Source organism: Pseudomonas graminis (assembly GCF_001705435.1).
GTDB lineage: Bacteria > Pseudomonadota > Gammaproteobacteria > Pseudomonadales > Pseudomonadaceae > Aquipseudomonas > Aquipseudomonas graminis_B.
Window position 1 is genome coordinate 319038 of the sequence record NZ_MDEN01000062.1, and the last position, 25495, is coordinate 344532.

23 protein-coding genes and 1 pseudogene are annotated in these 25495 nt (G+C 63.4%); 3 read left to right on the forward strand and 21 right to left on the reverse strand.

Features of this window, described 5'->3' with window-relative positions:
- Positions 1-917: 917 nt before the first annotated feature.
- Positions 918-1805, forward strand: coding sequence for a LysR family transcriptional regulator (locus BBI10_RS13515; protein ID WP_065989096.1), 888 nt, complete (start codon positions 918-920; stop codon positions 1803-1805).
- 1 nt (position 1806) lies between these two features.
- Here the strand turns inward: BBI10_RS13515 and BBI10_RS13520 are convergent, their stop codons facing one another.
- From BBI10_RS13520 to BBI10_RS13595, 16 genes and pseudogenes are all read right to left on the reverse strand, one after another.
- Positions 1807-3027, reverse strand: a complete 1221-nt coding sequence (locus BBI10_RS13520) for an MFS transporter (RefSeq protein ID WP_065989006.1) — start codon at positions 3025-3027, stop codon at positions 1807-1809.
- A 145-nt stretch (positions 3028-3172) separates the two neighbouring features.
- Positions 3173-3979: a DUF1206 domain-containing protein gene (locus BBI10_RS13525; RefSeq protein ID WP_065989007.1), complete on the reverse strand. Its 807-nt coding sequence runs from the start codon at positions 3977-3979 to the stop codon at positions 3173-3175.
- A gap of 522 nt (positions 3980-4501) precedes the next feature.
- Entirely contained in the window at positions 4502-5476 is a 975-nt protein-coding gene (locus tag BBI10_RS13530; protein WP_065989009.1) for an alpha/beta hydrolase, read from the reverse strand.
- A gap of 73 nt (positions 5477-5549) precedes the next feature.
- The gene (locus tag BBI10_RS13535) at positions 5550-6185 is read right to left on the reverse strand and encodes a LysE family translocator (RefSeq protein ID WP_065989010.1); all 636 of its coding nucleotides are present in this window, start codon (positions 6183-6185) and stop codon (positions 5550-5552) included.
- 233 nt (positions 6186-6418) lie between these two features.
- The gene (gene gspD / locus BBI10_RS13540; protein ID WP_065989011.1) at positions 6419-8755 is read right to left on the reverse strand and encodes a type II secretion system secretin GspD; all 2337 of its coding nucleotides are present in this window, start codon (positions 8753-8755) and stop codon (positions 6419-6421) included.
- Entirely contained in the window at positions 8752-9267 is a 516-nt protein-coding gene (locus tag BBI10_RS13545; RefSeq protein WP_065989012.1) for a DNA utilization family protein, read from the reverse strand. Before BBI10_RS13545 ends, gspD begins: the two co-directional genes overlap by 4 nt.
- Positions 9268-9401: 134 nt before the next feature.
- Positions 9402-9992 (reverse strand): annotated as a pseudogene (gene gspM, locus BBI10_RS13550) (type II secretion system protein GspM); the annotation flags it as partial.
- A complete protein-coding gene (locus BBI10_RS13555) occupies positions 9982-11013 on the reverse strand; it encodes a PilN domain-containing protein (RefSeq protein ID WP_065989013.1) in 1032 nt (343 codons plus the stop codon). The pseudogene gspM and the gene BBI10_RS13555, both read right to left, overlap by 11 nt.
- Complete coding sequence (locus tag BBI10_RS13560; RefSeq protein ID WP_065989014.1) at positions 11010-11738, reverse strand: type II secretion system protein GspK; 729 nt, start codon at positions 11736-11738, stop codon at positions 11010-11012. The genes BBI10_RS13555 and BBI10_RS13560 overlap by 4 nt, the downstream gene beginning before the upstream one ends.
- Positions 11735-12346, reverse strand: coding sequence for a prepilin-type N-terminal cleavage/methylation domain-containing protein (locus tag BBI10_RS13565; RefSeq protein ID WP_065989015.1), 612 nt, complete (start codon positions 12344-12346; stop codon positions 11735-11737). The genes BBI10_RS13560 and BBI10_RS13565 overlap by 4 nt, the downstream gene beginning before the upstream one ends.
- A gap of 11 nt (positions 12347-12357) precedes the next feature.
- Entirely contained in the window at positions 12358-12726 is a 369-nt protein-coding gene (locus tag BBI10_RS13570; protein WP_083233109.1) for a type II secretion system protein, read from the reverse strand.
- Positions 12723-13160, reverse strand: coding sequence for a GspH/FimT family pseudopilin (locus tag BBI10_RS13575; protein ID WP_065989018.1), 438 nt, complete (start codon positions 13158-13160; stop codon positions 12723-12725). The genes BBI10_RS13570 and BBI10_RS13575 overlap by 4 nt, the downstream gene beginning before the upstream one ends.
- Position 13161: 1 nt before the next feature.
- The gene (gene gspG, locus BBI10_RS13580; RefSeq protein WP_065989019.1) at positions 13162-13587 is read right to left on the reverse strand and encodes a type II secretion system major pseudopilin GspG; all 426 of its coding nucleotides are present in this window, start codon (positions 13585-13587) and stop codon (positions 13162-13164) included.
- 10 nt (positions 13588-13597) lie between these two features.
- Positions 13598-14800 carry a type II secretion system inner membrane protein GspF gene (gene gspF, locus BBI10_RS13585; RefSeq protein ID WP_065989020.1) on the reverse strand — a complete coding sequence of 401 codons (1203 nt, stop codon included), beginning with the start codon at positions 14798-14800 and terminating at the stop codon, positions 13598-13600.
- 2 nt (positions 14801-14802) lie between these two features.
- Complete coding sequence (gspE, locus tag BBI10_RS13590) at positions 14803-16521, reverse strand: type II secretion system ATPase GspE (RefSeq protein WP_065989098.1); 1719 nt, start codon at positions 16519-16521, stop codon at positions 14803-14805.
- 110 nt (positions 16522-16631) lie between these two features.
- Positions 16632-16859, reverse strand: coding sequence for a hypothetical protein (locus BBI10_RS13595; RefSeq protein WP_065989026.1), 228 nt, complete (start codon positions 16857-16859; stop codon positions 16632-16634).
- A gap of 470 nt (positions 16860-17329) precedes the next feature.
- Here BBI10_RS13595 and BBI10_RS13600 point away from each other — a divergent pair, with 470 nt between their 5' ends.
- The gene (locus tag BBI10_RS13600; RefSeq protein ID WP_065989028.1) at positions 17330-20071 is read left to right on the forward strand and encodes a beta-glucosidase; all 2742 of its coding nucleotides are present in this window, start codon (positions 17330-17332) and stop codon (positions 20069-20071) included.
- 144 nt (positions 20072-20215) lie between these two features.
- Here BBI10_RS13600 and BBI10_RS13605 read toward each other — a convergent pair whose 3' ends face one another.
- The gene (locus tag BBI10_RS13605) at positions 20216-20842 is read right to left on the reverse strand and encodes a TetR/AcrR family transcriptional regulator (RefSeq protein WP_065989029.1); all 627 of its coding nucleotides are present in this window, start codon (positions 20840-20842) and stop codon (positions 20216-20218) included.
- A gap of 289 nt (positions 20843-21131) precedes the next feature.
- On the opposite strand from BBI10_RS13605, the gene BBI10_RS13610 reads away from it, so the two are divergent.
- The gene (locus BBI10_RS13610) at positions 21132-21353 is read left to right on the forward strand and encodes a hypothetical protein (protein ID WP_065989030.1); all 222 of its coding nucleotides are present in this window, start codon (positions 21132-21134) and stop codon (positions 21351-21353) included.
- Positions 21354-21400: 47 nt separating this feature from the next.
- Here BBI10_RS13610 and BBI10_RS13615 read toward each other — a convergent pair whose 3' ends face one another.
- The 4 genes from BBI10_RS13615 to BBI10_RS13630 form a co-directional block, all read right to left on the reverse strand.
- Positions 21401-21541, reverse strand: coding sequence for a DUF2256 domain-containing protein (locus BBI10_RS13615; RefSeq protein WP_065989039.1), 141 nt, complete (start codon positions 21539-21541; stop codon positions 21401-21403).
- Positions 21538-23076, reverse strand: a complete 1539-nt coding sequence (locus tag BBI10_RS13620) for a cryptochrome/photolyase family protein (protein WP_065989049.1) — start codon at positions 23074-23076, stop codon at positions 21538-21540. Before BBI10_RS13620 ends, BBI10_RS13615 begins: the two co-directional genes overlap by 4 nt.
- A 186-nt stretch (positions 23077-23262) precedes the next feature.
- Positions 23263-23568 (reverse strand): protealysin inhibitor emfourin, encoded by a 306-nt coding sequence (locus tag BBI10_RS13625; protein WP_065989052.1) that lies wholly within the window; start codon positions 23566-23568, stop codon positions 23263-23265.
- 25 nt (positions 23569-23593) lie between these two features.
- The gene (locus BBI10_RS13630) at positions 23594-24658 is read right to left on the reverse strand and encodes a M4 family metallopeptidase (RefSeq protein ID WP_065989054.1); all 1065 of its coding nucleotides are present in this window, start codon (positions 24656-24658) and stop codon (positions 23594-23596) included.
- Between the last annotated feature and the right edge of the window lie 837 nt (positions 24659-25495).

A 25495-nucleotide genomic window follows, 5' to 3' on the forward strand; every position in this document is an offset into this window, starting at 1 on the left:
ACACCCGTCCGCTGGCGCTAACATGCACCGCCTGGGAAGTTATTTAAAACACGTGCAGGTATTCATAACGGTGCCGTTGCGGGCATCGTGTCATTTATGTAACTGAGTCATCAGATGATGAGATCTGATTACGTTGTTCCGCTATCACCTGATCTGGAGATTAATCTCACACATATGAAAATAACGTTCGTGACGCGTAACATTTCCGTGTGTTCGTCAGGCAGTGATAGCCAATGAATACGGGGCTATCAGCTGGATATGACGGTTGTTCGAGTATTGCCGTGGTTAGAAGCTTCATGTTTAAACATCTGACTGTTATTTCGTGCTCAGACAGCTTGGGTTCAGCATGCCGGCAGTTATCGGTAGTGGGTTATAAACAGCCGAGCTGCAGATCTGCTTTAATTCCTCCGTTGAACTTGTTTGACAGGCTGGGTGGCCGTTTTCATAAGTTAGCGCCCGGATACTTAATCGGAGCTGAACATGAAGCATGCTTTGGCGAGGCTGCAGCTCACCGCACTGGACACACGCAATGCTGTTGGTAGGACCGGCTTCAGCCGGGAAGGGGCCATTGCATTCACCCCTCACTTCTGCAGAGCGACATCCGACGCCTTCCCGGCTAAAGCCGGTCCCACAACGGTGTTCCGCAGCCGGTCCCCTCGGCGCATGGAATCTGTAATGGAACTGACTGGACACACGCAATGCTGTTCGTAGGACCGGCCTCAGCCGGGAAGGGGCCATTGCATTCACCCCCCACTTTTGCAGTGCGCCATCCGACGCCTTTCCGGCTAAAGCCGCTCCACGGTCGTGATCATCGCCGGTCCCGCAATCCGGTCTGGAGTCAGCCCCACAGTCAGTGCTACAACCCGTCTCACCCAACGATGCATCACTTTCATCCATCCAAGAGCACACCACCCATGATGGACAGTCTCAGCGGCATCACGGCGTTCATCACCGTGGCCGAAACCCGCAGCTTCACCGAAGCGGGGCGTCTGCTGGAAATCTCGTCGTCCGCCGTGGGCAAGAGCGTGGCGCGCATGGAGGAGCGCCTCGGCGTGCGGCTGTTCCACCGCAGTACCCGTAGCGTGACGCTGACCACCGAAGGCGAGCTGTTTCTCGATCGCTGCAAGCGCATCGTCAGCGAGGTCGAAGCGGCGGAACTGGAACTGCATGAGCTGTCCGCCACCCCACGCGGCAAAGTGCGCATCAGCGTGCCGATTCAGAACGTACTGATCATGCCGGTGCTGGCCGGGTTCATGCGCGCCTACCCGGACATCGAGCTGGAAGTGGACATGTCCGACCGTATGGTGGACGTGATCGAGGAAGGTTTCGATGCCGTGATCCGCACCGGTGCGCCCCAGGATTCGCGGCTGACCGCGCGCAAGCTCGGCGGCTTCCAGCTGCAACTGGTGGCATCGCCCGCGTACCTGGAGCGCTGCGGTGAGCCGGCGCACCCCGACGAGCTGATTCACCACACCTGCCTGCTGCACAAGTTTCCGGCTACCGGGATGATCGAGCGCTGGCCGTTGCGCGTCGGCGACACGCACATTCAGCCGAACCTCTCGCGGGCATTGACCTGCACGACGACGGACCCGCTGGCACATCTGGCGATCGATGGCGTCGGGATTGCCTGCCTGCCGGATTTTTCCATCCGCGCGCCGCTGGCCGACGGCAGGCTGAAGGTGGTGCTCGGGGATTACACCGACCACACCGGCAACCTGTGGATGCTCTGGCCTGCGTCGAAGCAGACCGCCCCTCGGCTGCGGGTGTTGATCGACTATTTCAAGGGCAACATCCTCAAGGGCTGACTCAGCGCTGCAACGCTTGAGCGATAGGCGCCCGGGCGACACCGAAGCTGAGCATCACCGCCAGGCCCAGCAGCCCCAAACCCGCGCCCAGCCACAGCGCCGCCGACACGCCCTGGTGATCGACCATCAGCCCGCCGAACAGCGAGCCCGAGGCGATCGCCACCTGAAACATGGTCACCAGCATCGCCGAACTGGCTTCCGGCAACTGCGGCGAGGTCAGTTGCATCCAGCTGCTGACGCCCAGCGGAATCGCGCCATAGGCCACCCCCCACACCAGCACCGCCAGTATCACGCCGACGCCTTGCAAATGCGGCAACGCCAGTTGCGCCAGCACCATCAGCACAATCACGGCGCCCAGCGACGCGCGCAAATGCGTGGTGAGGGTCCCGGCCATGGCGAAGTTCGCCAGCATGCCCACCAGCCCGAAACCCAGCAGCACCCCAGTAATCGCGTTGGGCGAGAACCCGGCGTACTGGCCGAGAAACGGCGCGACGTAGGTGTAGCCGGTGAAGTGCGCGGCGACCACCGTTCCGAGCAAAAGCATGCTGCGCCGCGCTGTGCCCCGGGACAGAAATGCCCGCAGCGCACGGGCTTTGAGTCCTTCGCTGGAAGGCAGCGAGGGCAGGGTGATGGCCTGCGCTGCCAGAGCGATCAGGCCCAATCCGGCGGTGACGACGAAGGACATGCGCCATGAAAAGACCGTGCTGACGAAAGTCCCGAAGGGCACCCCGAACACCGTCGCCAGGGTGATACCGGCGAAGATCAGCGCCGTGGCTTTAGCCGCCCTCGACTCACTGACCAGACGCCCGGCCGCCGCAATCGCCACGGCCCAGAAGCCGCCGAGGGAAATCCCTAATAGCCCGCGACCCAGCAGCATGATCGGCAGCGACGGTGACACCGCGCAGATCAGGTTCGACAGCACCAGTAGCAGGCTGAGGAACAGCAACAGATGCCGGCGGTTCATGCGTCCGGCACCCAGGATGATCGCTGGCGCGGAGATCGCCGCGATGATGCCCGGTACGGTGACCATCAGCCCCGCCACCCCATCGGTGACGTCAAGGCTTTCGGCGATCTGCGGCAGAACGCCCACCGGCAGGTATTCGGCAGTGACAAAGGCAAACGCGCCCAAGGCCACGGAATACACCGACAGCCACTCGCGCCAGGAGGGGGACGCCGAGGACATGGGCGTCACGTGGGTCGAAACAACGGGCAAGTCGTGCATGGGGAAAGCTCCACCGTAATGAGTGGAGCCATGCTAGGGAGCGAGGGCGCGAGGAAAAACAGGCTGGGGTTCCGATCACTGTGGATCGATGACTCCGCAATCAGTCAATCTGCGGCAGCTCTGAACCGCCTGATCCCGCAGAGGCTCAGGCCTGGGCCATGCCGGGCACGTCCATGTTGATCCGGCGCCAGGCGGCTTCGGCAAAGCTGTACGCCGAAAACGCGATCAGACCCAGCGCCATGACCATCAACACCACGCCGCCTGCCGGCAGGTTTTGCAGCGCATTGAGTGCATCTTTCAGCCCGGGCGGGTGCATCGCCTGATAGCTCGAGCCGCTGATGGCCAGCAGCACGCCGATTTCGACGAACGCCACGCCGCGCGCGATCAGGCCGAAGCGGGACACCGGGGTCACGTATTTCATGACTTCATCGTCGGCCTCGAAATACTTCTCGAAGGACGCTTTCCAGCCCTTGAAGAAATGCGCAATGCCTACGCCGAACGGCACCAGCGCAACCAGGTAGACGACCAGATTGGAGTGTTTCCACGACAGCAGGTAAGCCAGCAGGTCTTCGGTTTGACCGCCGCCGGAACTGCGCAGGCCGTCGATCAACAGGCCCAGGGCAAAGAACGCCAGCGCACCGTTGACCAGACCGCCGGCGAGCAGGCCGCCGCGAATGACCAGGCCCTTGAACTCCCTGCCGTGATGGTCGACGTCGCGAGTGGCTTGCAACACCCGCCAGGCCGCGAATGCCAGCAGACCTGCCACCACCAGCCCGACCAGAAAGTGACCGAAGGGCTGGCTGAACAGGGCTTCGAGGCTGCTGTGGCTGTCCTTGGGGCGTGACGAATCGCGGGCGGCGAGCAAGGCGAAAATGCCGATGATCAGGTACATAACGCCGCGTGCGGCATATCCCGCTCGTGCGAGCAGGACAAGGGTGTGATGCGGGGACATCGAAGGTTCTCCGGGAAAGCGATTGATCAGCAGACCCGAGACGGCACGAGGGGTTCGATCGGGTTTAGCGGGAGGGCCCTGCGATTGCTGTTAGTGGGACCGGCTTCAGCCGGGAAGAGGCCGGTATGAACACCCTCAATTTAGCGGTGTGGGCTGCCGACGCCTTCCCGGCTAAAGCCGGTCTACAGGTACGCGTCACGGTCAGATTCCACTGCATGCACGCGATGCTTTTAGTGGGACCGGCTTCAGCCGGGAAGAGGCCGGTATGAACACCCTCAAATTGGCGGTGTGGCTGCTGATGCCTTCCCGGCTAAAGCCGGTCCCACAGGTCCGCGTCACGGCCAGTTTTCATTAGATGCACGCGATGCTTTTGTAGGACCGGCTTCAGCCGGGAAGAGGCCGGTATGAACACCCTCAAATTGGCGGTGTGGCTGCCGACGCCTTCCCGGCTGAAGCCGGTCCCACAATTCTGCGCCACGGCCAGGTCCCGCTAGAAAGCCGCGTGCAGTCAGTCGAATTCGGTCAACCCGCCGTAGATTGAATGCGCTGACGAATCCAGGCGCGGCTATGCTCCAGCACACGGTCGGCCATCAGGGTGGGGAAGTGGATGAAGCCATGGGGCGCTTCCGGGAGCAGGTGCACTTCGACCCCTGCGGTTTTGCCCCAGCGATCCGCCAGTTGCAGGGTGTCATCGCGCAGCGGGTCCAACTCGCCGACCCACATCAACGCGGGCGGGAAACCGGACAAATCCCCATACAATGGCGATAGCGGCGGCGCCTGACGCTGGGCGTCGCTGATGTCGGGCGTGAGCATGCGCAGGGCCTCGACCATTCCCGGGCCGTCCAGCACCAGCGTGTCCGGGCCTGCCGTGCGCACGCTCGGCGTACCGCTCAGGTCGTACACGCCGTAGTAGAGCAGGGCACCGCACACGCGCTTGAACAACTCGGGCCAGGCCTGGAGCTGCAGCAGCGTCGTCCCGGCCAGATGCCCGCCCGCCGATTCGCCGACGACGATCACCGGCAGCCCGGCGAATTCCGGGCAGCCATCACCCAGCAACCAGCGCGCGGCGACGAGGCAATCCTCCATCAGCCCTTCCACCGGCGTTGAGCCAGCGAGCCGATAGTCAACCGAGACCACCGCCACTTCGCACGCCCGCACCATCGCCATATTGAGGTCGTCATTCATCTGCGCATTGCCGATGACCCAGCCGCCACCATGAATGTCCAGCACCACACCTTTGGCTTTGCCCCTGGGCCGAATGATCCGCACCGGCACGCGATGACCGTCGACACTCGCCGTGGTGGTTTCAGCGTGCAAGCCATGGCGGGCCAGATTGGCTGCGCCATTGAGCTGGCCAACGCGCAACAGTGATTGGATCAGAAGGGGCGTGAAGCGATTGCGGATACGAAACCGCGGCAGCCAGGCCAGCTTCTTGTTGAACCGCCGCGCCTGCGCCAGTTCGTCGTCGTGAAAATGCAAACCGTCGTTGCTGTCCAATTGCGTGCGCTCTCTCGGGCTCAAACCCGCCAGTCATGGGTACTGTGTTGGTCTTCGCCCGAGGCCGAGAGTTTCACGTGCGTGACCACAACAGTTTGACGCCGGCCGTAGCATAAACCGCGGCAAGGGTGCCTTCGATCCAGCGCCGCGCCCTGCGATAGGCGCGGATCATCGGCGTGGTCGAAAAGACAATAGCGTAGCCACAGAAGATGTTGACGCTGAGCACCGCGCAACCGGCGAGGATGACGGCGACGGTCTGCGGCGTTGCATGCGCGCCCAACCCCAGCGTCATCGTCGCCACCCAGCCCAGCAGCGCCTTCGGGTTGGTCAGGTGCATGAGCAGGCCACGCTGGTAAAGGCGCACGCCCGAAACATCCGGCGTAGCCGCGATTGCGCGTTCGACCTGTTCACTCGACGTCATGGCGGAACGCGCCGCTTTGAAAGCGAGAAACAGCAAGTAGGCGCCGCCAAGGATTTTCAGCAGCGTCAGCGCATTGGCGTATTGCGTGAGTACGGCGGAAACGCCGGTGGCCGCCATCGCACCCCAGAAAAACGACCCGCTGATCACGCCTGCCGCCAGCACCAGCGCAGCGCGCCGCCCCCGGTGCATGGCCACCGCCATAATGCGCATGTTGCTCGGCCCCGGACTCGCCGCGCCGACGATGTAGGCGGTGTACACCAGCAGAAGGTGATGGAGATCGAAGGGCATGGGCCTTGGTCCTTTAAGTTCGCGGTGAGCGGGTCGTTTGAAAACCTGTTTTACCACGGCCCTGTGGATTGCCAAGCGCGCAATGACTTAGGTTGATCGTGCCCACGCTCTGCGTGGGTATGCCTCCCATGACGCTCCGCGTCATCCCGCCCCCAGACCTTAAACAGCCTACAGCGAAAGGACGCGGAGCGTCCGGGGCGGCATTCCCACGCGGAGCGCGGGAACGATCAAAACTACCGAGTACTCATCGGCGGCGTCGGCTTGATCAACTGCAGTTGCTGACGATAATCATCGGTCACTTGCCGCGCCTGGCTGTTGCTGGTGATGACCCGTGGGGTGATCAGCACGACCAGCTCGGTGCGTTTCTTGCTCTTGACGGTGTTGCCGAACAGCCAGCGCAGGCCGGGGATGCTGCCCAGGTACGGGACGGCAGACACGGTGTCGGCGTTGTCCTGTTTGATCAGGCCGCCAAGCAACACGGTCTGACCACTCTGCACCGCCACCTGGGTCGACACCGAACGCGTCGAGATCCGTGGGTTGCCGTTGGCGTCAGTGGCCGTGTCGTTGGCGTCGCTGACCTGCTGCTGAATGTCCATGTACACCAGGCCGCCCGGATTGATGCGCGGCACGACGTCGAGGATGACCCCGGTCTGCACGTATTCAACGCTGCTCAGGGTGGCGGTGGTGGTCGAGGTGTTGACCGTGGTCTGGCTGATCGGGATGTTGTCACCAACCTGAATCTGCGCCTGCTGGTTGTTCATCACCACCAGCGAAGGCGCCGACAGCACTTGCGTGCGGCCACTCTGTTCCAGCGCGTGAAGGGCGATCTGCAGGTTGTTGCTGACGAAGGAATAGAACAGCGAATCGGTGGCACCGAGCCCAGCACCGCCGCCGCCCAGAGCGCCCTGACTGCCGGCGGTGTTCGCGACAGTAGTGCTGGCGGAATTGCCGGCCAGACGACCGAGGTACCACTGCACGCCGAGGTCCAGCTCGCCGGTCAGGTTCACTTCCAGAATCCGCGTTTCGATCTGCACCTGCATCGGCGCGTTGTCCAGTCGCTTGATGGCCGACTCGATCTCGGCCCACTGGGCCGGACGCGTGCGGATCAGCAACTGGTTGCTGCTCTGCTGCGCGGTGATGCGCGTGCTGTCGTCCAGGCGCTTGCTGGCGCCAGAGCCACTCGAGGCGGCGTCCGAACTGTCGCTCTGTCCGCTGCTGTCGGCGCTGTCCTCGGAGGTTTCGCCGTCCTGCTCTTCTTCACCTTGCTGAGTGCCGTTCTGCAAACCGCCATTGGCGCCACCCATGCCCGAGCCCAGGCCGCCGCCCATCCCGGAGCTGCCATTCAGGCCCTGACCACTGCCGCTCAATCCGCCGCTGCTGCCGGTGCCACTGCCGTTGAGCGAGGACAGCGAACGGGTGCGCAGGCCCGGCGCGACCTTGGCCGCGCTGTCGTCCTTGATCTGGCCGTTGCCGTAAATCTGCCGCAGGTATTTGGCCAGGTCCGTGGCTTTCATGTTGCGCACGTCGTAGACGTACATCTGCGGCTCGTTGCCGCCGCCTTCGTCGATGGTGTGAATCCAGTCACCGACTTCGCTCAAGTAACGCGGCTGGGAAGAAATCGCCACCACCGAATTGGTGCGCTCGATGGGCAGAAACTTGACCATGCCGGCCAACGGCATGCCGCTGTCCGGGCCGAACATCTTCTGCAGCTCCGGCATCAGTTCGCTGACGCTGGCGCGCTGCAAGCCATACACGGCGATAGACATGCCCTTGAGCCAGTCGACGTCGAAGGTGTCGATGGTGTCCTGATAGTTGGCCAGTTCATCCGGCGTACCGGCGAGGCTCAAGACGTTGCGCGCGGGATCGACCAGCAAGAACGCGTTGTCACGGGCGAAGGGTTTGAGCAGCTTCTGCATCTCGGTGGCCGAGATAAAGTGCAGCGGGAACAACCGCGCCGACAGCCCGGTAGCCGGGCGCGCCACCGGCATCTCCGGCACCAGCTTGCCGGCCACGGCCTGGTTGGCCGGGAGGATCACGTAACGGTCGCCCTGGCGGATCATCGCGTTGTCGGTCCACGACAGCAGCGTTTCCAGAATCGACAGCGCCTGCTGCTTGTTCACCGGTTGCGAGGTGGAGAAGCTGACGTCGCCTTTCACGCCCTGATTGATGCTGTAGTTCTCGTGCAGCAAATCCCCCAGCACGGTGTTGATTACCGCTTCGATGGGCTGATTGGCGAAGTTGAAGGTGATATCACCAGCCGCCGCCGACGCGCCTCTTCCACCCGCGCCACTCTGGGCCGGACCGGCACCGCGCACGAAGGTCTGGTTGCCACGAATGATCTGCTGGCGCGCGGGCGCAGGCCTGGCGCCAGGATTGTTCGGACTCGGCGCTTCGACCGGATCGCTGACCGGGCCTCGCTGCGAGCCGGTGCCATTGAGTGCTTCCTGCATCAGGGCCGGATCGTTTTCAAAACGTTCCGGGGTGGACGCGCATCCGGCCAGGGCCACGGCGGTGGCCAGGCACAACAACGGGCTGCGCAGACGGGAAAACTCAGGGGTGCGATTGTTCATGGTGTGGGTACGTTTGGAAGAGTAATAGGGGGGACTTTCGACGGCGGCGGAAGGCGCAGCAGGGGCAGTCGCAGTTCGCGGGTCTGGCCCTGATGGCTGAAAGTGGCGTGTTGCGGCGTGACCGAATCCAGGGTCCAGCCATTGTCCAGCGTGCTGCCGACGGCCAGCTTGAGGCGGCGCTTCTGCGGCAGTTGCAGCAGCACCCACTGTGAAGCGCCATCGGTGATCACGCCGCTCAGGCTGATGCCGTCCAGGGACGAGGCCTGGGATTTGCCGGTAACCAGATCAGGCTTGCGGTCCGGGCTGAACATCGACTGCTGCCAGGTCAGCGTGAGCTCTTGAGCCGGCAGCGAGGGCAACGCCGCGGGCCCGGCGGTTGGTGCCGCTTCACGGGCTTCGCCGGCCGGCAACCAGTCGATCTCCTGACCGGCGCCCATGCTCAGGCTGACGGCAACGGCGGCGAGGGCGACCGTGACAGCGCCGAGCGCGAGGGTAAGGGAGTCGAACTTCATGCGTCAGGCTCCTCGGACGGTGTCAGTGGTTGGGGTTGATCATCCAGATCGGCCTGCTCGGCGGGATCAGGCTGCTGCCGGGCGTCGGTCTCTGGCTCGGCGGCGGGGGCTTTGGACGGCAGCGCCTTGTGCGGCGCGGCCTGTTGCAGATACCCGCGCAACAGCAGATGCACCTGCAAGCGGCCGGCGCCACCACTGGCCGGGGCCGAGGTGGCGCGGCGAATGCTCAGGTTGTCGATGAACAGAAACGGCTGGCCGTATTCCAGCTCGTGGAGCAAACCCACCAGCGGCTCCATGGCGCAGTCGAGGGTCAGGCTGACTTTGACCTGACGATAGGGCTCGGCACTGTCGCGCTCGGGGGTGATCGGCATGCGTTGGGTCACCTGGCAGCCGGGGCCCTGATCGGCGTGGGCCTTGACCAGATCGAGGCTGCGTTGCATCAGGTCGGCGGCCACTGCGCTGGGGTCTTCGCCGGGCAACAGACTGCTGCGGCTCGACGGGTCGCGGCGGGCGGCCTGCAACTGCTCCTCAAGGCTGTCGCGTTGAGCGAGTGCGCCGGCATAGCGTTGTTCTTGATGGCGCAGGGTCTCGGCCTGTTCCTGCAGATCGCTCAACGGATCAAGAAACCAGCTCTGCACCAGCAGCCACCAGGCCGCCCACAGCACAAGGGCCAGGGCGATCAGCGCGGCACCGCGACGTTCGCGCGGGGTCAGTTCACGGCGCATCGGCGGCCTCCTTGGGCAGCTGGGCGCGCAGGGAAAAGCGCTCTTTGCCGGTCTGCGCATCGGGCTGAATGATCCCCTGGAACTGCGCGTCGGTCAGGGTGCGGCAGTCTTTCATGCGGCTGATGAGGGCACTGGCCTTGGCGCTCTGGCCGGTGATCGACACGCTGCCTCCGTCGGAAATCTCCAACTGCTCGACCCACGTGTCAGCGCCCAGGCAACCGGTGAGGTCGGCGAGCACGCTGGAGGTGGTGGGTTGCGCGGCCTTTTGCTGGGCCAGATAGCGCGCGGCGCCTTGGGTGTTGATCAGTTCGCGGCGCAGGTTCTGTACGGCTTGCACCTGGCTGCGTTGCTCGTCGACGTGCTGTTGCATCGCTTCAACTTGCACCGTACGCGCATCCAGCCAGAGCACCATGCAGGTCAGCAGCAACGCACCGCAGACCACGGCAAGGAAGCGCGGCAGGCGTGCGGAACCTGCGGTCGCTGGCTTCAGCTCGGCCGGCAGCAGATCGACATTCAGCCGTTCGCCCTTGGCGTTGCGCGCATCCACGGCATAGAGCGACAGGCCACGGTCCTTGCAGCTGTCGATGATCGGCTGCAAACGCTCGCGCAGCACCGCCACCAGCAGCACCTGCGCCAGGGTTTTGCCTTTGCTGGTGACGCGCGCGACGTAATGCATCTGCTCGCGGGGGTAGGGCGTGTACTTGTCCAGCTCGAAGCCGACCACGCTGTGCAGATCCCGCAGCGCCGCCAGCGGCAGTTGCAACGGTTGCGCCAGCACCATGCCGGCGGGGAGCATCAGGATCAGCCGCTCGCCGGTCTCGTGGGCAATGTGCTCGGGCAGGGGCCAGTCGATCAGCCGCTCGCGCACCTGGGGCATCAGCCGCGCGCGGACGCTGGCGGGCAGCATCGCCTGCAACTCGTCCAGCCACGCCTGCCACAGATGCTGCGCCGGGCTGTCGCGCCACTGACTGCGCACCCGGGCCTGCAAGGGCGCCAGTTGCTGTAAAAGTGATTGCTTCATTCTTGCCAACGCAGAACGCGATACGGTCGCGCTCCCTCCTTCGATGGGTTCAATAACAACGTGACGTTGAGCGTCGTGGTGTAACCGCCGGGCAATGTCGCCTGGCTTCGAATACTGATAACCGGTCCTGCGTCTTCGGTTGCGGGCCCGGCCTGGGGCAGCCCCAGCGCTTGCCGCAGCCAGGGCGACGTCATGCGCGGATCCGGCGCGCTCAGGCCGCTCCATAACGTGACGTGCGGGCTGGCGCACTGGTACAGCGGCTGGCCGATGCCCGGCAGTTCGCGCACTTCCTCGACCATCCGCAGCGGCGCCCGGCCACCGCCACGACGCTGTTCCAGGCCCTGCGCCACCTGCCGCGCCAGATCCGGATTCGCGCCGCACGCCACCAGCAGGCGGGTAAAGGATTCCGCCGGTGCCGCGTTGAGGTCGAGCTTGCCGGTCTCGCTGCCCAGGCTCACCGCCAGCGCGGCGTCATCGAAACGCAATTCATGGGGCTGGTTGTCGGCTTTCCAGTGCCGCACCGGGTCGCGGTCCAGCTGCGCCAGCACCGCCATACCGATCCCGGCTTCAGCGGCGAGCACCCCTTGGGTGTGCTGGCGTTGCCACAGGGCCTGGCGGTTCTGCAAATGCACCCAGCCGAGCAAACCGGCCAGCAGGGTACTGAGCAGCGCCAGCACCCACAACACCAGCAGCAATGCGACGCCTTTTTGCCGACGTTCATTCATAACGTGTGCGCCTCGCCGGACAGGTCCAGGCGCAGATTGATGCTCTGTAATGGCCAAGGCACGGGGCCGCCCAGTTGCGCGTCGATGCGCACGCTGATCGGCAGGCGCCCCGGCCAAGGCCAGTGATCCAGCCATGCAGTCGATTCACCGGTGGGCGACACGCCGCGATAACTCAGTTGCAGCGAGCGCACGTCGTGCAACAGCACTTGGGGCTCTTCGGCCGGCAGCAAGGCCTGGCCCCTCAACCGCTCCAGACTGATCTGCAAACGCTGACCGGCCGCCAGCGTCACGCTGTGCCGGTACAAACCGCCGCCCAATGTGGCGGGCAGCGGCGCATAAAAGCTCATGGCCTGGGCGTCGCCCTCGAACACCGGCGCCTGGCCGGGGTCGGACCCGCCGGCCGCCAGTGGCAGCGCCTGGCCGATGGCGTGGCGCAGAAAATTCTGGGTGGACCGTATTTCATCGAGCCGCGTGCTGTAGCGCTCGGCCTTGGCCATGGCGCGGTTGGCACCGGTGATCGCGGCGCCAACCATGGTCAGCAGCACGCCGAGCAGGCTCAACACCGCCAGCACTTCGAGCAAGGTGAAACCTTGGCATTGGCGCGTCATTGAACGGCGCCTCATTGCCCGGCACCCGAGTCTGAGCTGCGCACTTGCAGGCTGCTGTAATGGGCGCGCCGCGCGCCGTCGCTCACCTCAAGGTCCAGGCGCCAGGCCGTCGCCGGTGCATTGCCGCGGGGCAGTGCGCTGACATCCATCTGCCAGGTCACGCCGCTCCACTTGCCCTCCGTGCGACCCGGCTGCAAGCGGCCGGCGCTGGACTCATCAATCAGCGAACGCGCGGCCAGACTCAGCCGGTCGCTGCGTTGCGCCTGCTGCAAGGCCCGCGCGCTCTGCCCGAACGCCACCACCAGCACGCTGCTGCACACCGCCAGCACCGCCAGGGCAGCAAGCATCTCCAGCAATGTGAAACCGCGCTGACGCGTCAATTGAGCGTGCGCAACTGAACGTTGCCGGTCAGCCAGTTGATGTCGACGCGCCAGTGTTTGTCGCCCCGGGCCAGCAGCAGATGGCCACCGCTGGAACCGCCGTCGGGGTAGAACTCGAACGCCGGGCCCAGGCCGTCGGCGGTCTGCAATTGCACGCGCATGTCGTCGGGCAGTTGCACCGGCTTCAGGTGCGGGCCCTGAAGGCGCCCGTGGCGCAGGTCAAAGCGTGTCTGCGCCGGTTGCCCGCTGACGATCGCCTGCACCCGCGCCGCGCGCAGGGATTGCACCACTTCGCTCAACGCCCGACGCTCACCGGCCGCGTGCAAGCCCCGACCCACGCCAAAGCTCACCAGGCCGACGCTGATGCCGATCAGAATGATCACCACCAGCAATTCGAACAGGGTGAAGCCGCGGGCGCGGGGCAGGGCGCGCATGTTATTCCCAGTTACCGATGTCGGCCTTGTAGCCGTCACCGCCAGGCTGGCCGTCCTGACCAAAGAAGATCAGGTCAAAGCTGCCGTGCTCGCCCGGGTAGCGGTAGCCGAACGCGTGGCCGAACGGATCTTTCAGGTCCGAAGGCTTGGCGTACGGGCCGGCCCAGCCAGTGGCGTTGGCCGGCTTGGTCACCAGTTGCTGCAGATTGGCCGGCGGCGTGCCGACGTCCAGGCCGTAGCTTTCGACCTTCATGCCGAGGCTGGCGAGTTGCGCCTTGCCTGCGCCGTACTTGCCCTTGTCGACGTTGCCGCCGACCTGACGCACGACGATGGTGGCGACAATGCCCAGCAGCACGATCACGGCGAGCATTTCCAGCAGGGTGAAACCGCCCTGGCGACGGCCTTGGGCAGCGTTGAATCGGGACATGTGTATTTCCTCAAATGTTACTGGTAAGGCTCATCAGCGGCAGCATGATGGCGAGCATGATCACCGCCACCATCACCGCCATGACAACGGTCAGGCTCGGCACCAGCGCCGCGAGCAGACGGTCGATGCCGCGCTTGGCTTCGACGTCGAACACGTCGGCGACCTTGAGCAGCATGCCGTCGAGGTTGCCGGCCTGTTCGCCGACTTCGATCATCTGCAGGGCCAGTTCCGGCAGCAGCGGTTGCTCGCCGAATGCCTGGGCCAGCGTGCCGCCAGCCTTGACCCATTCGGTGGCTTGCTCGACCTGGGCGCGCAGGGCGTAGTTGCCGCACACCTGACGGACGATGGTCATCGCCTGCAACAGCGCGACGCCGTTGCTCAGCAGCGTGCCGAGGGTGCGCGCCAGACGCGCGGCTTCGATCCGCTGCAACAGCGGGCCGATGACTTTGATGAACAGCAGGCGTCGGTCATGACGCTGGCGCCGTTGCGGATCGCGGCGCAGCACCGCGACGGTCCAGATCAGGCCGACGATCGCACCGAGCAGCAGCAACCCGTAAGCGCTGAGGAACTCCCCCAGCCACAGGATCGCCTGGGTTATGAAGGGAATCGGCACGCCCAAGTCACGAAAGATCGGCACGAACTGCGGCACCACGTAGGCCAGCAGCAGGGCCAGGGAACCGAGCACGCCGACCACCAGAAAGATCGGGTAGATCAGCGCATTGATGACTTCGCCGCGCAGCATCTGGCTGCGCTCCAGGTACTCGCTGAGTTGACGCAGGGTGTTTTCCAGAGAGCCGCCGGCCTCGCCTGCGCGGACCATGCTGATGTACAGGCTGGAAAACTGGCCGTGCTCTTCTTCCAGCGCCTGGCTCAAGGGTTTACCGGCCTTGACCTGTTCGCGAATTCGTTCGAGCAGCGCCTGACGCTTGGGCTCGTGGGTCTGTTTGAGGAGGATGGTCAGGGCGCGTTCCAGCGGCTGGCCGGCGCCGAGCAGGGTCGCCAGTTGCTGAGTCAAACTCACCAGCGCCGCGCCGTTCATGGCGCCCCGGCGCATGGCCGCACGCAGGCCGCTGTTGGTACTGGCCTCAAGGCTGAGCAGCAACAGGCCGCGTTTGTGCAGGACGGCTGTTGCCGCGGTCTGATCGGCGGCTTCGAGGGTGCCGTGTTGGGCGACGCCGTCGGCATCCAGAGCGCGGTATTTGAAATGGGCCATGATCAGTCGCCACGCGTAACGCGCAGCACCTCTTCAAGGGAGGTCACGCCGGCCACCGCCTGGCGCAGGCCTTCTTCATACAGGGTGCGCAGGCCACCACGGCGGGCCGCCTGTTCCAGCGTCGAGGCATCGGCCTGACGCATCAGCAGGCCGCGCAGTTCTTCGTTCATCACCAGCAATTCGGTGATGGCGCTGCGGCCGTGATAACCGCCGCCGGGCAATTCGCTGGCGGGGCGATACAGGGTGATGGGACGCTGATCGGTGAAGCGGTCCAGGCCGTGCTCGGCGACCAGTTCCGGCGGTGCTTCGAAGGCGATGCGCGTGAGCGGATCGAGCCTGCGCACCAGCCGCTGGGCCAGAATGCCTTTGACGGTGGAGGCGATCAGGTAGCTTTCGACGCCCATGTCCAGCAGCCGCGTGATACTCGCCGCCGCACTGTTGGTGTGCAGGGTCGAGAGCACGAGGTGACCGGTCAGGGACGATTGAATGGCGATGCGGCAGGTTTCCAGGTCACGCATCTCGCCGATCATGATCACGTCCGGGTCTTGCCGGACGATTGAGCGCAGGGCGCCGGCGAAGTCCAGACCGATGGCCGGCTTGACCTGAATCTGGTTGATGCCCTCGAGCTGATACTCGACCGGGTCTTCCACGGTGATGATCTTGCGCTCGGCGGTGTTGAGCCGTGACAGCGCGGTGTACAGCGTGGTGGTCTTGCCGGAACCGGTGGGGCCGGTGACCAGCAGAATGCCGTGGGGGTTTTCCAGCACGTCGAGGAAATTCTGCAGGCGCTCGCCGTCCATGCCCAGGCTGGGGAAGTCGAAGCTGACGGTCTGCCGGTCCAGCAGACGCATCACCACCGACTCGCCGAAACTGGTGGGCACCGTGCTCACCCGCAAATCCAGCTCTTTGCCCTGAATGCGCAGCATGATCCGGCCGTCCTGAGGCAGGCGCCGCTCGGCGATGTCCAGCCGCGCCATGATCTTCAGTCGCGAAATAATGGCAGCTGAAGAACTGGAGGGCGGTGCTTCCGCTTCGTGGAGCACGCCGTCGATGCGGTAGCGCACTTTCAGCTGACTCTCGAAGGGCTCGATATGAATGTCGGAAGCGCGTTGCTCGACGGCCCGCTGCAGGATCAGGTTGACCAGTCGAATGACCGGCGCCTCGGACGCGAGGTCCTTGAGGTGCTCGATGTCTTCTTTGGCGCCGTCGTGCTCGTCGAGGGTTTCGATCAGCGAGCCCATGGCTGAGCGGCCCTGGCCGTAATAACGCTCGATCAGCCCGTCGACCTCGCTGCCAGCGCCTACCGACACGTACACCGGCGCCTGGCAGGCGTAGGCCACGGCGTCCAGCCCATAGGCATTGCCCGGGTTGGCGGCCAGCACGTGCACGCCATCGGCGTGGGCGCCGATGGGCAGCAGGCGATAGTGGCGCAGAAAGCGCTCGCTCAACTCTGGCAACGGCTCGCCGGACAGCGTCACGTTTTCCGCCAGCAGCAGCGGCGCCTGCAGCGTTGAGGCCCACGCCTTGGCCAGGTCCAGTTCGGACACCAGCCCCAAGCGGGTCAGCAATTCGGTCAGCGAACTGCCTTCCGATTCCTGGGCCAGTCGCTGTGCCCGTTCCAGATCACCTGTCTTAAGCCCGGCATTGGCCAACAGCCAGGCACACAGCGCTTCGGCCGAGTGCGCGGTGAGTTGTTGGCTATTGATAGGGGACAGGGGAATGGACACAGCACCGGTTCAAATAAGAGAGGCCTCTGACGAGACCTCGGGGGGGATCAATTACATAACGTGCATAACAGTATGCTGCTTAACAGCAACTGAACGGCAGTGCGTTAGTTTGTCGCAGATGAAGTGTTAGCGGACGGACGGCCACGCTTGTTTTCATCAGCCTGATTCTGTTTGGTGGCTTTTTTCACGGCTTTTGCATCTTGCGTCTGGGTCATGACGGTAGAATCTGCTGCGCCGGAGATAGTTTCCTGAGTGTCGGAATCAGCGGCCATAGTTGCAGTTGCGAACGACAGGGTCAGTGCAGCGATGGCGCCCAGTACTGGCAGTTTCATGTGTTGTTTCTCCAATGTTTGTCATGTGTTTGAAATGATCGAAACGCTGGCTCGCAGCGCAGGTTCATCACTCGCTCGGGGAGCGAACCCCAGTATTTACGGGGTTTCAGGGGGTGAGCGGTGAAAATTGCTAAACCTACAGACCTGTAGGTTTAGCAAGAGTTCAGATGATGTATCAAAAAATGTCGAGTTTGTTCGAGATTGATTATTTTGTTTGACATCAATTGAAAACAATTGCCTTAATTTAAACGTCTCGGGCAATGCTCGTGCAGTTGGGTGGCTCATCGCCATTAACATAAGTTACAGAAGATCATATTGCCCTTACTCATCGTCCTGTTATAACGCCACTTTCCGTTCGCCGATGTTCTTTCGAGAAATATCGGTATAGGCAGCGTATTGCCTGAAAACAAAGGCTTGTGGCGTGTCAACTGCGACAAATGAGCGCGGGTGGTACTTGGAGAGCGTCCCCTATGCGAAACCGTAAAACTTTCGGTGCCCACTCGGCACTGGCTTTGTTGAGCCTGGCCATCTGCCACGCCAACGCAGCCGACACCACCACCCAAGAGCAACTCGCTGCCAAGGAACTGCGCGCGGACAAAGCCGCAGAAAAAACCCTGGCGAAGATGACTCAGGAAGAAAAGCTGGCCTACATCGGCGGCATCGGCGGCTGGGACGTCAAACCGCTCAGCCAGTACGGCGTACCACAGATCCACGGCGCTGACGGCGGCGCAGGTATCCGTTACACCAGCGAAGGCAACGATCCGGGCGTGGTCTATCCGTCCGGCCCGAACCTGGCGTCCACCTTCAACCCGCGCCGCGCCATCGATTTCGGCCGCGCCCTAGGCTACGACACCGCCAGCGGCGGCTACCAGTTCGTCACCGGCCCGGGCATGAACCTGTACCGCATGCCGTGGAGCGGCCGCGCCTTCGAATACCTCTCCGGTGAAGACCCGTTCCTCGGCGCCAGCCTGGGTCCTGCGGTGATCAACGGTATCCAGCAGCGTCGCGTCTGGGCGGAAGCCAAGCACTACGCCGGTAACGACCAGGAAACCAACCGCTTCATCCTGAATCAGGTCATGCCTGAGCGCGTCCTGCGCGAGATGACCCTGCCGCCGTTCGAATCCGCCACCAAGAACAGCACCGTGGCGATGATGATGTGCTCGTTCCAGAAAGTGAACGGCGAGTACGCATGCGAGAACAAGCACCTGATCGCCGACATCCTGAAAAAGGAATGGGGCTTCAAGGGTCTGGTACAGAGTGACTACAACGCCGTCGTCCACGGTCTGCCAGCGGCACAAGCCGGCACCGACCTGGACATGATGGGCGGCCAGATGAACAGCAAGGTGCTCAAGCCTTACCTGGACAGTGGCGAGCTGGACATGGCGACCATCGACGACAAGGTCCGCCGCATCCTGAAGAACATCTACCTGTACCAGTTCGACAAGTTCGCACCGCTGACCACGCACAACATGAACAGCGCTACCAGCAACAAGGTCGCCCTGAACATCGCTCGCGAAGGTATCGTGCTGCTGAAAAACCAGGGCGACGTGCTGCCGCTGGACAAGAACAAGGTCAAGCGCATCGCCGTCGTTGGCGACCTGGCCAAGTACGCGCCGCCGACCGGTTTCGGCAGTGCTCACGTTGACGCCACCCGTTACATCAGCGAGCTGAGCGGTCTGCGCCAGATCGCACCGGGTGCTCAGGTGGAGTTCCTCGACAGCCTGTCCCTTGACCCGACAGCGATGCACTGGACCACCACCGACAGCAAAGGCAACAGCGTTGCGGGCATGAAGACCGAGTACTTCAACAACGCCACCTGGTCCGGCGATCCTTCGGCCACCCAGATTGACACTTACGTCAACCTGGACTGGTCCACCGACAGCGTGCCGAGCAACGGCGACACCGCCAACACCTCGATTCGCTGGAGCGGTCAGGTCACCCCGACCATCAGCGGCGACCAGGTCTTCAAAATCCGTGCCGACGGCGCTGTGCGTCTGTGGGTCAACGGCGAGAAGGTCATCGACAACGGCGACGGTGAGAACATCACCAACAAGAGCATTCCGCCGACCATCCCTGTTTCCGGCAAGATCAAGCTGGAAGCCGGCAAGGCCTACGACGTGAAGCTTGAGTACTCGCGCCGTGACGGCTACCTGTCGACCATGGGCGGCCTGGTGGGCGTGCAGATGTCGACCGCTTCGCTGACCGCACCTTCCGACCTGTCGCAATACGACGCGGTCGTGGTTGCCGTCGGTAACAGCGCTGAATACGAAGGTGAAGGTTTCGACCACAGCTTCGATCTGCCTGAATACCAGAACGAACTGATCCAGAACATCGCCAAGGCCAACCCGAACACCGTGGTGACCATGCACGGCGGTACCGCGCTGAAAATGAGCGACTGGATCGACCAGGTTCCGGCTGCGTTGCACGCGTTCTACCCAGGTCAGAACGGTGGTCAGGCCCTGGCCGAGATCCTGTTCGGCAAGGTCAACCCGTCGGGCAAGCTGCCGATCAGTATCGAGCGCAACATCGAAGACAATCCGCTGTATAAGGATTTCCCGGCCTTCGATAACACACGCACCAAGGTCAAGGAAATCACCTACGCCCACGACCTGACCATGCTCGGCTACCGTGGCTACGACAAGACCAACACCAAACCGCTGTTCGCGTTCGGTCACGGCCTGTCGTACACCCAGTTCACCTACAACAACATCTCGGTCACCCCGGGCGTTGCAGTGGGCAACACGCCGATCAAGGTCTCGTTCGACCTGACCAACAGCGGCAAGCGTGCCGGTTCCGAAGTCGCCGAGCTGTACGTCGGCCAGCAGAACCCGACCGTCGAGCGCGCCGTCAAAGAGCTGAAAGGCTACAAGAAGGTCTTCCTGCAGCCGGGCGAAACCCGTCACGTCACCATCGAACTCAACGATCGTTCGCTGGCGTACTTCGACGAGGCAAGCAAGCAGTGGGTGATCGATGCCGACACCTTCAACATCAGCCTGGGCGCGGCCTCGGACGACATCCGTCTGAACGCCAAGCTGGTCAACTCGTTCCGCCAGGAACTGTCGACCACCACCAGCAACCCGCTGCCACGTTCGGCGCTGAACTCGGTCAAAGTGACCCTGCCAGCGGTGAAGACCGGCGGTGTGCTTGATCAGGCCGAAGGCACCGACGCAGCCGATGGCAACAGCGACTACGACGGCAACACCGAGTACTGAGTGATCACAACGGGAAAGGGCTGAAACACTGGCCGGTGTCGGGATCTGATCCCGGTGCTGGCTGAGGCCTGAACCCGCGTGGCAACTTGAGCTCGAGTGACAGAGAGTGAGGCGATCCGGCCAGCCCGGATCGCCTCATTTTTTTTAGGCGCGGATAGCGCGCTCGACCTGGGCCATGTAACTGTCGAAACGCTGCACCAGATCCACTTTGTCCGGGAAGCGCAGCCACTGCAGCTGCAACCCGTCCATCATCGCCAGTATCTGGTGGATGAGCGCATCCAGGTCCACATCCCCACGCACCTCGCCGGTGGCCACCAGATGATCGAGCCGTGCCCGCATGCGCCCGTGAATCGTCACGTAGCGAGACTGAAACCACTCCCACCCCGGATGACTCTCCACCAGGCTTTCGGCATTGAGCATGCTGAACGCGCGAATCACGCCGGGCGCCGTCGCGCTGGAACGGTTGATCTGCCGCAGGCCGCTGACGAAGCCCTGCAGCGTCGGCTCGTTGTGCAGGCTGCTGATCACCTTGTGGTTGACCTCGTCGCGGCGCGCGAGCACGCCCATCAGCAAGGCGACCTTGTTCGGAAAGTGGTGCAGCACGCCCGCCACCGAGATGCCGGCGATGTCGGCGATGCGGGCAATGGAGGAACCGGTGTAGCCCTCCAGTGAAAACAGTTGCAGCGCGGCGTCGAGAAGTTCTTCGCGGCGCTTTTCACCCTTGGGTGCGCGACGGGTGCGGGGGAGTGTGTCTGACGTATTTCCTGTCATCGGGTTTACCTGGCGTCTCCATGATTTGCAGGTGTCTGGGCGATTCAGCAGGCCTTTCCCGTAGCCGGATTGCGAGGCGCAAAAGGCAAAACGGGCGCGGCACGTCGTCGCGGCGGCTGAAACGGCACGCTCTGTTTAAGGGCGCAACCGGATTTTGGCAAGCGAAAACTGATATTCAGGACTGTCGGCGAGCGGGCACCACCGTTCGGGTGAGGCCCTTCCAGAAAGTGGGAACTCCCGTCGCGCGTGCCTCTCCTTTGAAGTAACTGACCCACAAGGAGGATCCACTGTGAACGAACAAGCCAATCCCGGAATCGCCTATCTGATCGAATGTGCCCAGGAGACGACGATCGATTCGCGGCTGTTTGCCAATTACGAAGCCCTGGCCGAAGCGGGCGGGCTCGTTCCCCAAGAATACTTGATCAAGGTGGCACGCGAGACCACGGCCGGCCCCAAGCAGCAATTGTTGATCAGGCTGATCGGCCGAGCCAGTCGCGCACAGGTCCACTGATCAGGCGGGGCACCCCGTGTGGGCCCACTGACGCCGATTGAACCCTTTCACGACTCGGAGCGCTTGCCCCGCCGGCAGCGCTCCGAGCAGTAACGCACCTCATCCCAGCAGCGCGCCCATTTTTTCCGCCAGGTGAACGGCAGTCCGCAGACCACGCAGGTTTTCACGGGCAGCTCGCTCTTCTTCAAATCGCCTCTCCGGCGTCGAGTTTGCCCAGCAGCGACTCGCCCCTTTGCCACAGCGCGTCCTGCTTCGCCTCGGTCATCCGATCAAGATTTTTGTAGACCATGCCCATGCGTTGATTGGCACGCAGCAGGTTGCTGTGGCGCATTACGAAATGCCAGTACAGCGAATTGAACGGGCAAGCGTCTTCCGTGGTGCTTTCCTTAACCTTGTAGGCGCAGGTGCCGCAGTAGTCGGACATGCGCTTGATGTACTGGCCGCTGGCGCAATAGGGCTTGGAACCCAAATAGCCGCCATCGGCGTGCATGACCATGCCGAGGGTGTTGGGCAGCTCCACCCATTCGAAGGCGTCCGTGTAGATCGCCAGGTACCACTCGCAGATTTGCGTGGGTGCGATGCCGGCCAGCAGGGCGAAGTTGCCGGTGACCATCAACCGCTGAATGTGATGGGCGTAGGCGTGTTCAAGACTCTGGCCGATGGCCTGGCTCATGCAGTTCATTTTGGTCTGGCCGGTCCAGTAGAACTCTGGCAGCGCGCGGGTGTTGCCGAATGCGTTGCCGTCGGCGTAGTCCGGCATGTTCAGCCAGTAAACCCCACGCACGTACTCCCGCCAGCCGATCAGTTGGCGGATGAACCCCTCGGCGGCGTTCAGCGCGACGCCGCCCGACCAGTACGCCGACTCCACATCGCTGCACAGCTGGCGCAGGTCGAGCAAGCCGATGTTCAGCGCCGCGCTGATGCGCGCGTGGAACAGGAAAGGCTCATCGATGGCCATGGCGTCCTGATAGTCGCCAAACGCCGCCAGCCCGTAATCGAGGAAGTACTGCCACAGGGCCTGGGCGTCGGCGTGGGTTACCGGGTAGTCGAAATTGTCCAGCGAGCCGTAGTGGCCGGAGAACCGTTCACCCACCAGTTCCAGCACGTCGCGGGTGATGGCGTCCGGGGCGAAACGCGCGGGGTAGGGCGCGGAGACTTTCTTCGGCAGCGCCTTGCGGTTTTCGGCGTCGAAGTTCCAGGCACCGCCCACCGGCGTGCCGTCGCTGTTGAGCAGCAGCCGCTGCTTGCGGCGCATTTCGCGGTAGAAGAACTCCATGCGCAGCTGAACCTTGCCGCTGGCCCATTGGGCGAACGCTTCGCGTGAGCACAGAAAGCGCGTGTCGCTGTGCCAGACCAGCGGCAGGCCGCATGCTCTGACCGAGTGCTCCAGACGCCAGTCGCCGCACTCGGTGGCGTGGACTTCCTCGGCCTGCAATGACGCGTGCCAGCGCTGCAATTCGGTCGGCACCGAGCCGGTGTTCAGCGCATCGTCCAGCGTCACGTACTGGACGATGATGCCGCGCTCCTGCAGCGCCTGGGCGAAATGGCGCATGGCGCTGAAGATCAGGGCGATTTTTTGCGGGTGATGGGGGACATGGGTGGCTTCTTCCATGACCTCGACCATCAGCACGGCATCGCGTGCGGGGTCCAGCTCGGCGAGGGAAGCCAGGTCGAACGACAACTGGTCGCCGAGGACCAGGCACAGACGGCGGACAGGCATCATGGGCAGGTCTCTGGTGACAAGGACGGTTTGCCGGGCATCGGCTTTGCCTGGGTGTGAGCGGCAGGGGGCGAGTGAAGGTAGGGCAAGGGATTCCTGAATGGCGGCAAATGATGGCAGGGAAGGGAGTGAAGCGCCGAGCAGAGCGTTCTGCCCGGCGCGCAGTCAGGGGTCCAGGCGGTCAGGGGGCTATCCGGACACGTGGCGCCTGACGCACTGCATCAGGCCTTGCAACGGACCGGACTCCACCGGGGCGGGGACGCAGACCGTGCGCTCCCGGTCGCCTTCGCTGATGGTCAGCGTGTAATGCTGCATGCCGCGCAACGCACGGGCCGGGCGCCGACCTTCCGGCAACGCGAAGAACTCGGACGCGTCGACCAACTGCCGCAGCTCTCGCTGGTCGGGTTCGGGCAGGGCGTCCACTTCGATGGTGTTGGGCTTGTTCAGCCCGGGAAAAAAGGCGACCCCGCCGCTTTCGCTGAATGAGATACGCATGTGGGTGGTTCCTCGTCATGGCGGGTCATTGCGCGTTAATGCCCACGGCCGCCCAGCCTTCTTGTACCGCGATTTGGGCCGCTTCGCCTACACCGTACAGCCGGCCGGCAACGTCATGGGTGATCCGCGCAAACCGCACGAAGCCGGCATTGGGGCGCAGACGTGAATCGCGCAGCGCGTCATACCAGATGCGCCCGGCCTTTTCCCAGGCATGACCGCCGATGCGCGTCGCCACTTGATAGAACGCGTGGTTGGGAATGCCCGAGTTGATGTGCACGCCACCGTTGTCGTCGTAGGTGTGGACGAAGTCGTCCATGTGGCCGGGTTGCGGGTCCTTGCCCAGCACGGCGTCATCGAAGGCGGTGCCGGGGGCTTTCATCGAGCGCAGGGCGGTGCCGGTGATCTGGTCGGTGAACAGCCCTTCACCGATCAGCCAGCTGGCTTGTTTGGCGGTTTGTTTCAGGGCGTACTGCTTGATCAGCGAGCCGAATACGTCAGACATGGACTCGTTCAGCGCGCCGGCCTGGTTGAAGTAGACGAGCCCGGCTTCGTCTTCGGTGACGCCGTGGGCCAGTTCGTGGCCGATCACGTCGAGGGCGATGGTGAAGCGGTTGAACAGTGACTGATCGCCGTCGCCGAAGACCATCTGGGCGGAGTTCCAGAAGGCGTTGTTGTAGCCTTTGCCGAAGTGCACGGTGGCGTCGAGGGCCATGCCGGCATCGTCGATGGAGTTGCGGTCGAACACGTCGAAGAAGAAGTCGAAGGTGGCGCCGAGGCCGTCGTAGGCTTCGTCGACGGCAATGTCGCCGCTGGCGGGTTGGCCTTCGCCGCGTACAAGGGTGCCGGGCAGGGTTTCGCCGCCGTCGGCGGTGTAGATCGAACGGCGTTTGCCGGTGAGGGGGGCTGCGGCCAGGTGCACGAGGCGTCGGTCGGGTTGTGCGCTGAGGCGCAGGGAGCGAAAGGTGTTGTCTTTGGCCCGGGTGCGCAGGGCCGCTTCCCGCTGGGCTTTGTTGCCGTTGCGGGCTATCTGGTCGAGCAGGTAGGGCGGGATGAGGCAAAGAATGGGGTTACGCGTGTGGTTCCTGCACATGGGCAATGCTCCTGAGTGACATCGTTCAGTTGAGCGAGGCGTCGCGGTCTCGCTTTAATCGACAAGCTTGGATGCTGTCGTGTTCCCCAGGGTCAAAAGCGTCTGCCTGGGGGCAGACTGTTTCGCCTTCGGCGAGTTACTTGGAAAAGCACCCCAAGTAACCAAGGGTGCTTGCTCCTGGTTTGGCCCTTCCTTCGTCAGGGTTCCTTCACTTCGGTCTCGCTCCGTGGGCCCGCTGCCATCCGCCATCCATGGCGGGGGGCAGCTCTCGCCGCATCCATGCGGCTCGGCCCACGGAGCGAGACCTGCGTTCAGCCTGCACCCAAGTCGCGATTGGCGGTGACTGGACTTTTTGCGTATGAAGATCAAAGGCGCCTCTAAAGCAGATCAAAAGCTTCCCGGCTAAAGCCGGTCCTACCGGGTATACGCGGTGCTTTTAGTGGGACCGGCTTCAGCCGGGAAGAGGCCAGCTCAGGCGCCGACATGATCGTTCCCACGCTCCGCGTGGTAACGCAGCCCCGGACGCTCCGCGTCCCGAAGACAACGCGCATTCAGGCCGGGGGAGGTGACGCGGAGCGTCACAGGATGCATTCCCACGCGGAGCGTGGGAACGATCAACGCGCACCGTTAGTGGGACCGGCTTCAGCCGGGAAGCTTTTGATCTGCTTTTGATCTTCGTACACAAAAGGTCCAGTCACCGCGAAACGCGACTTTGGTGCAGGCTGAACGGAGGTCTCGTGGAGTGGGTCGAGCCGCATGGATGCGGCGAGAGCGCCGTCAGGACATGGATGTCCGTTCGGCGCGGGCCCACGGAGCGAGACCGGAGTGAAGGAACCC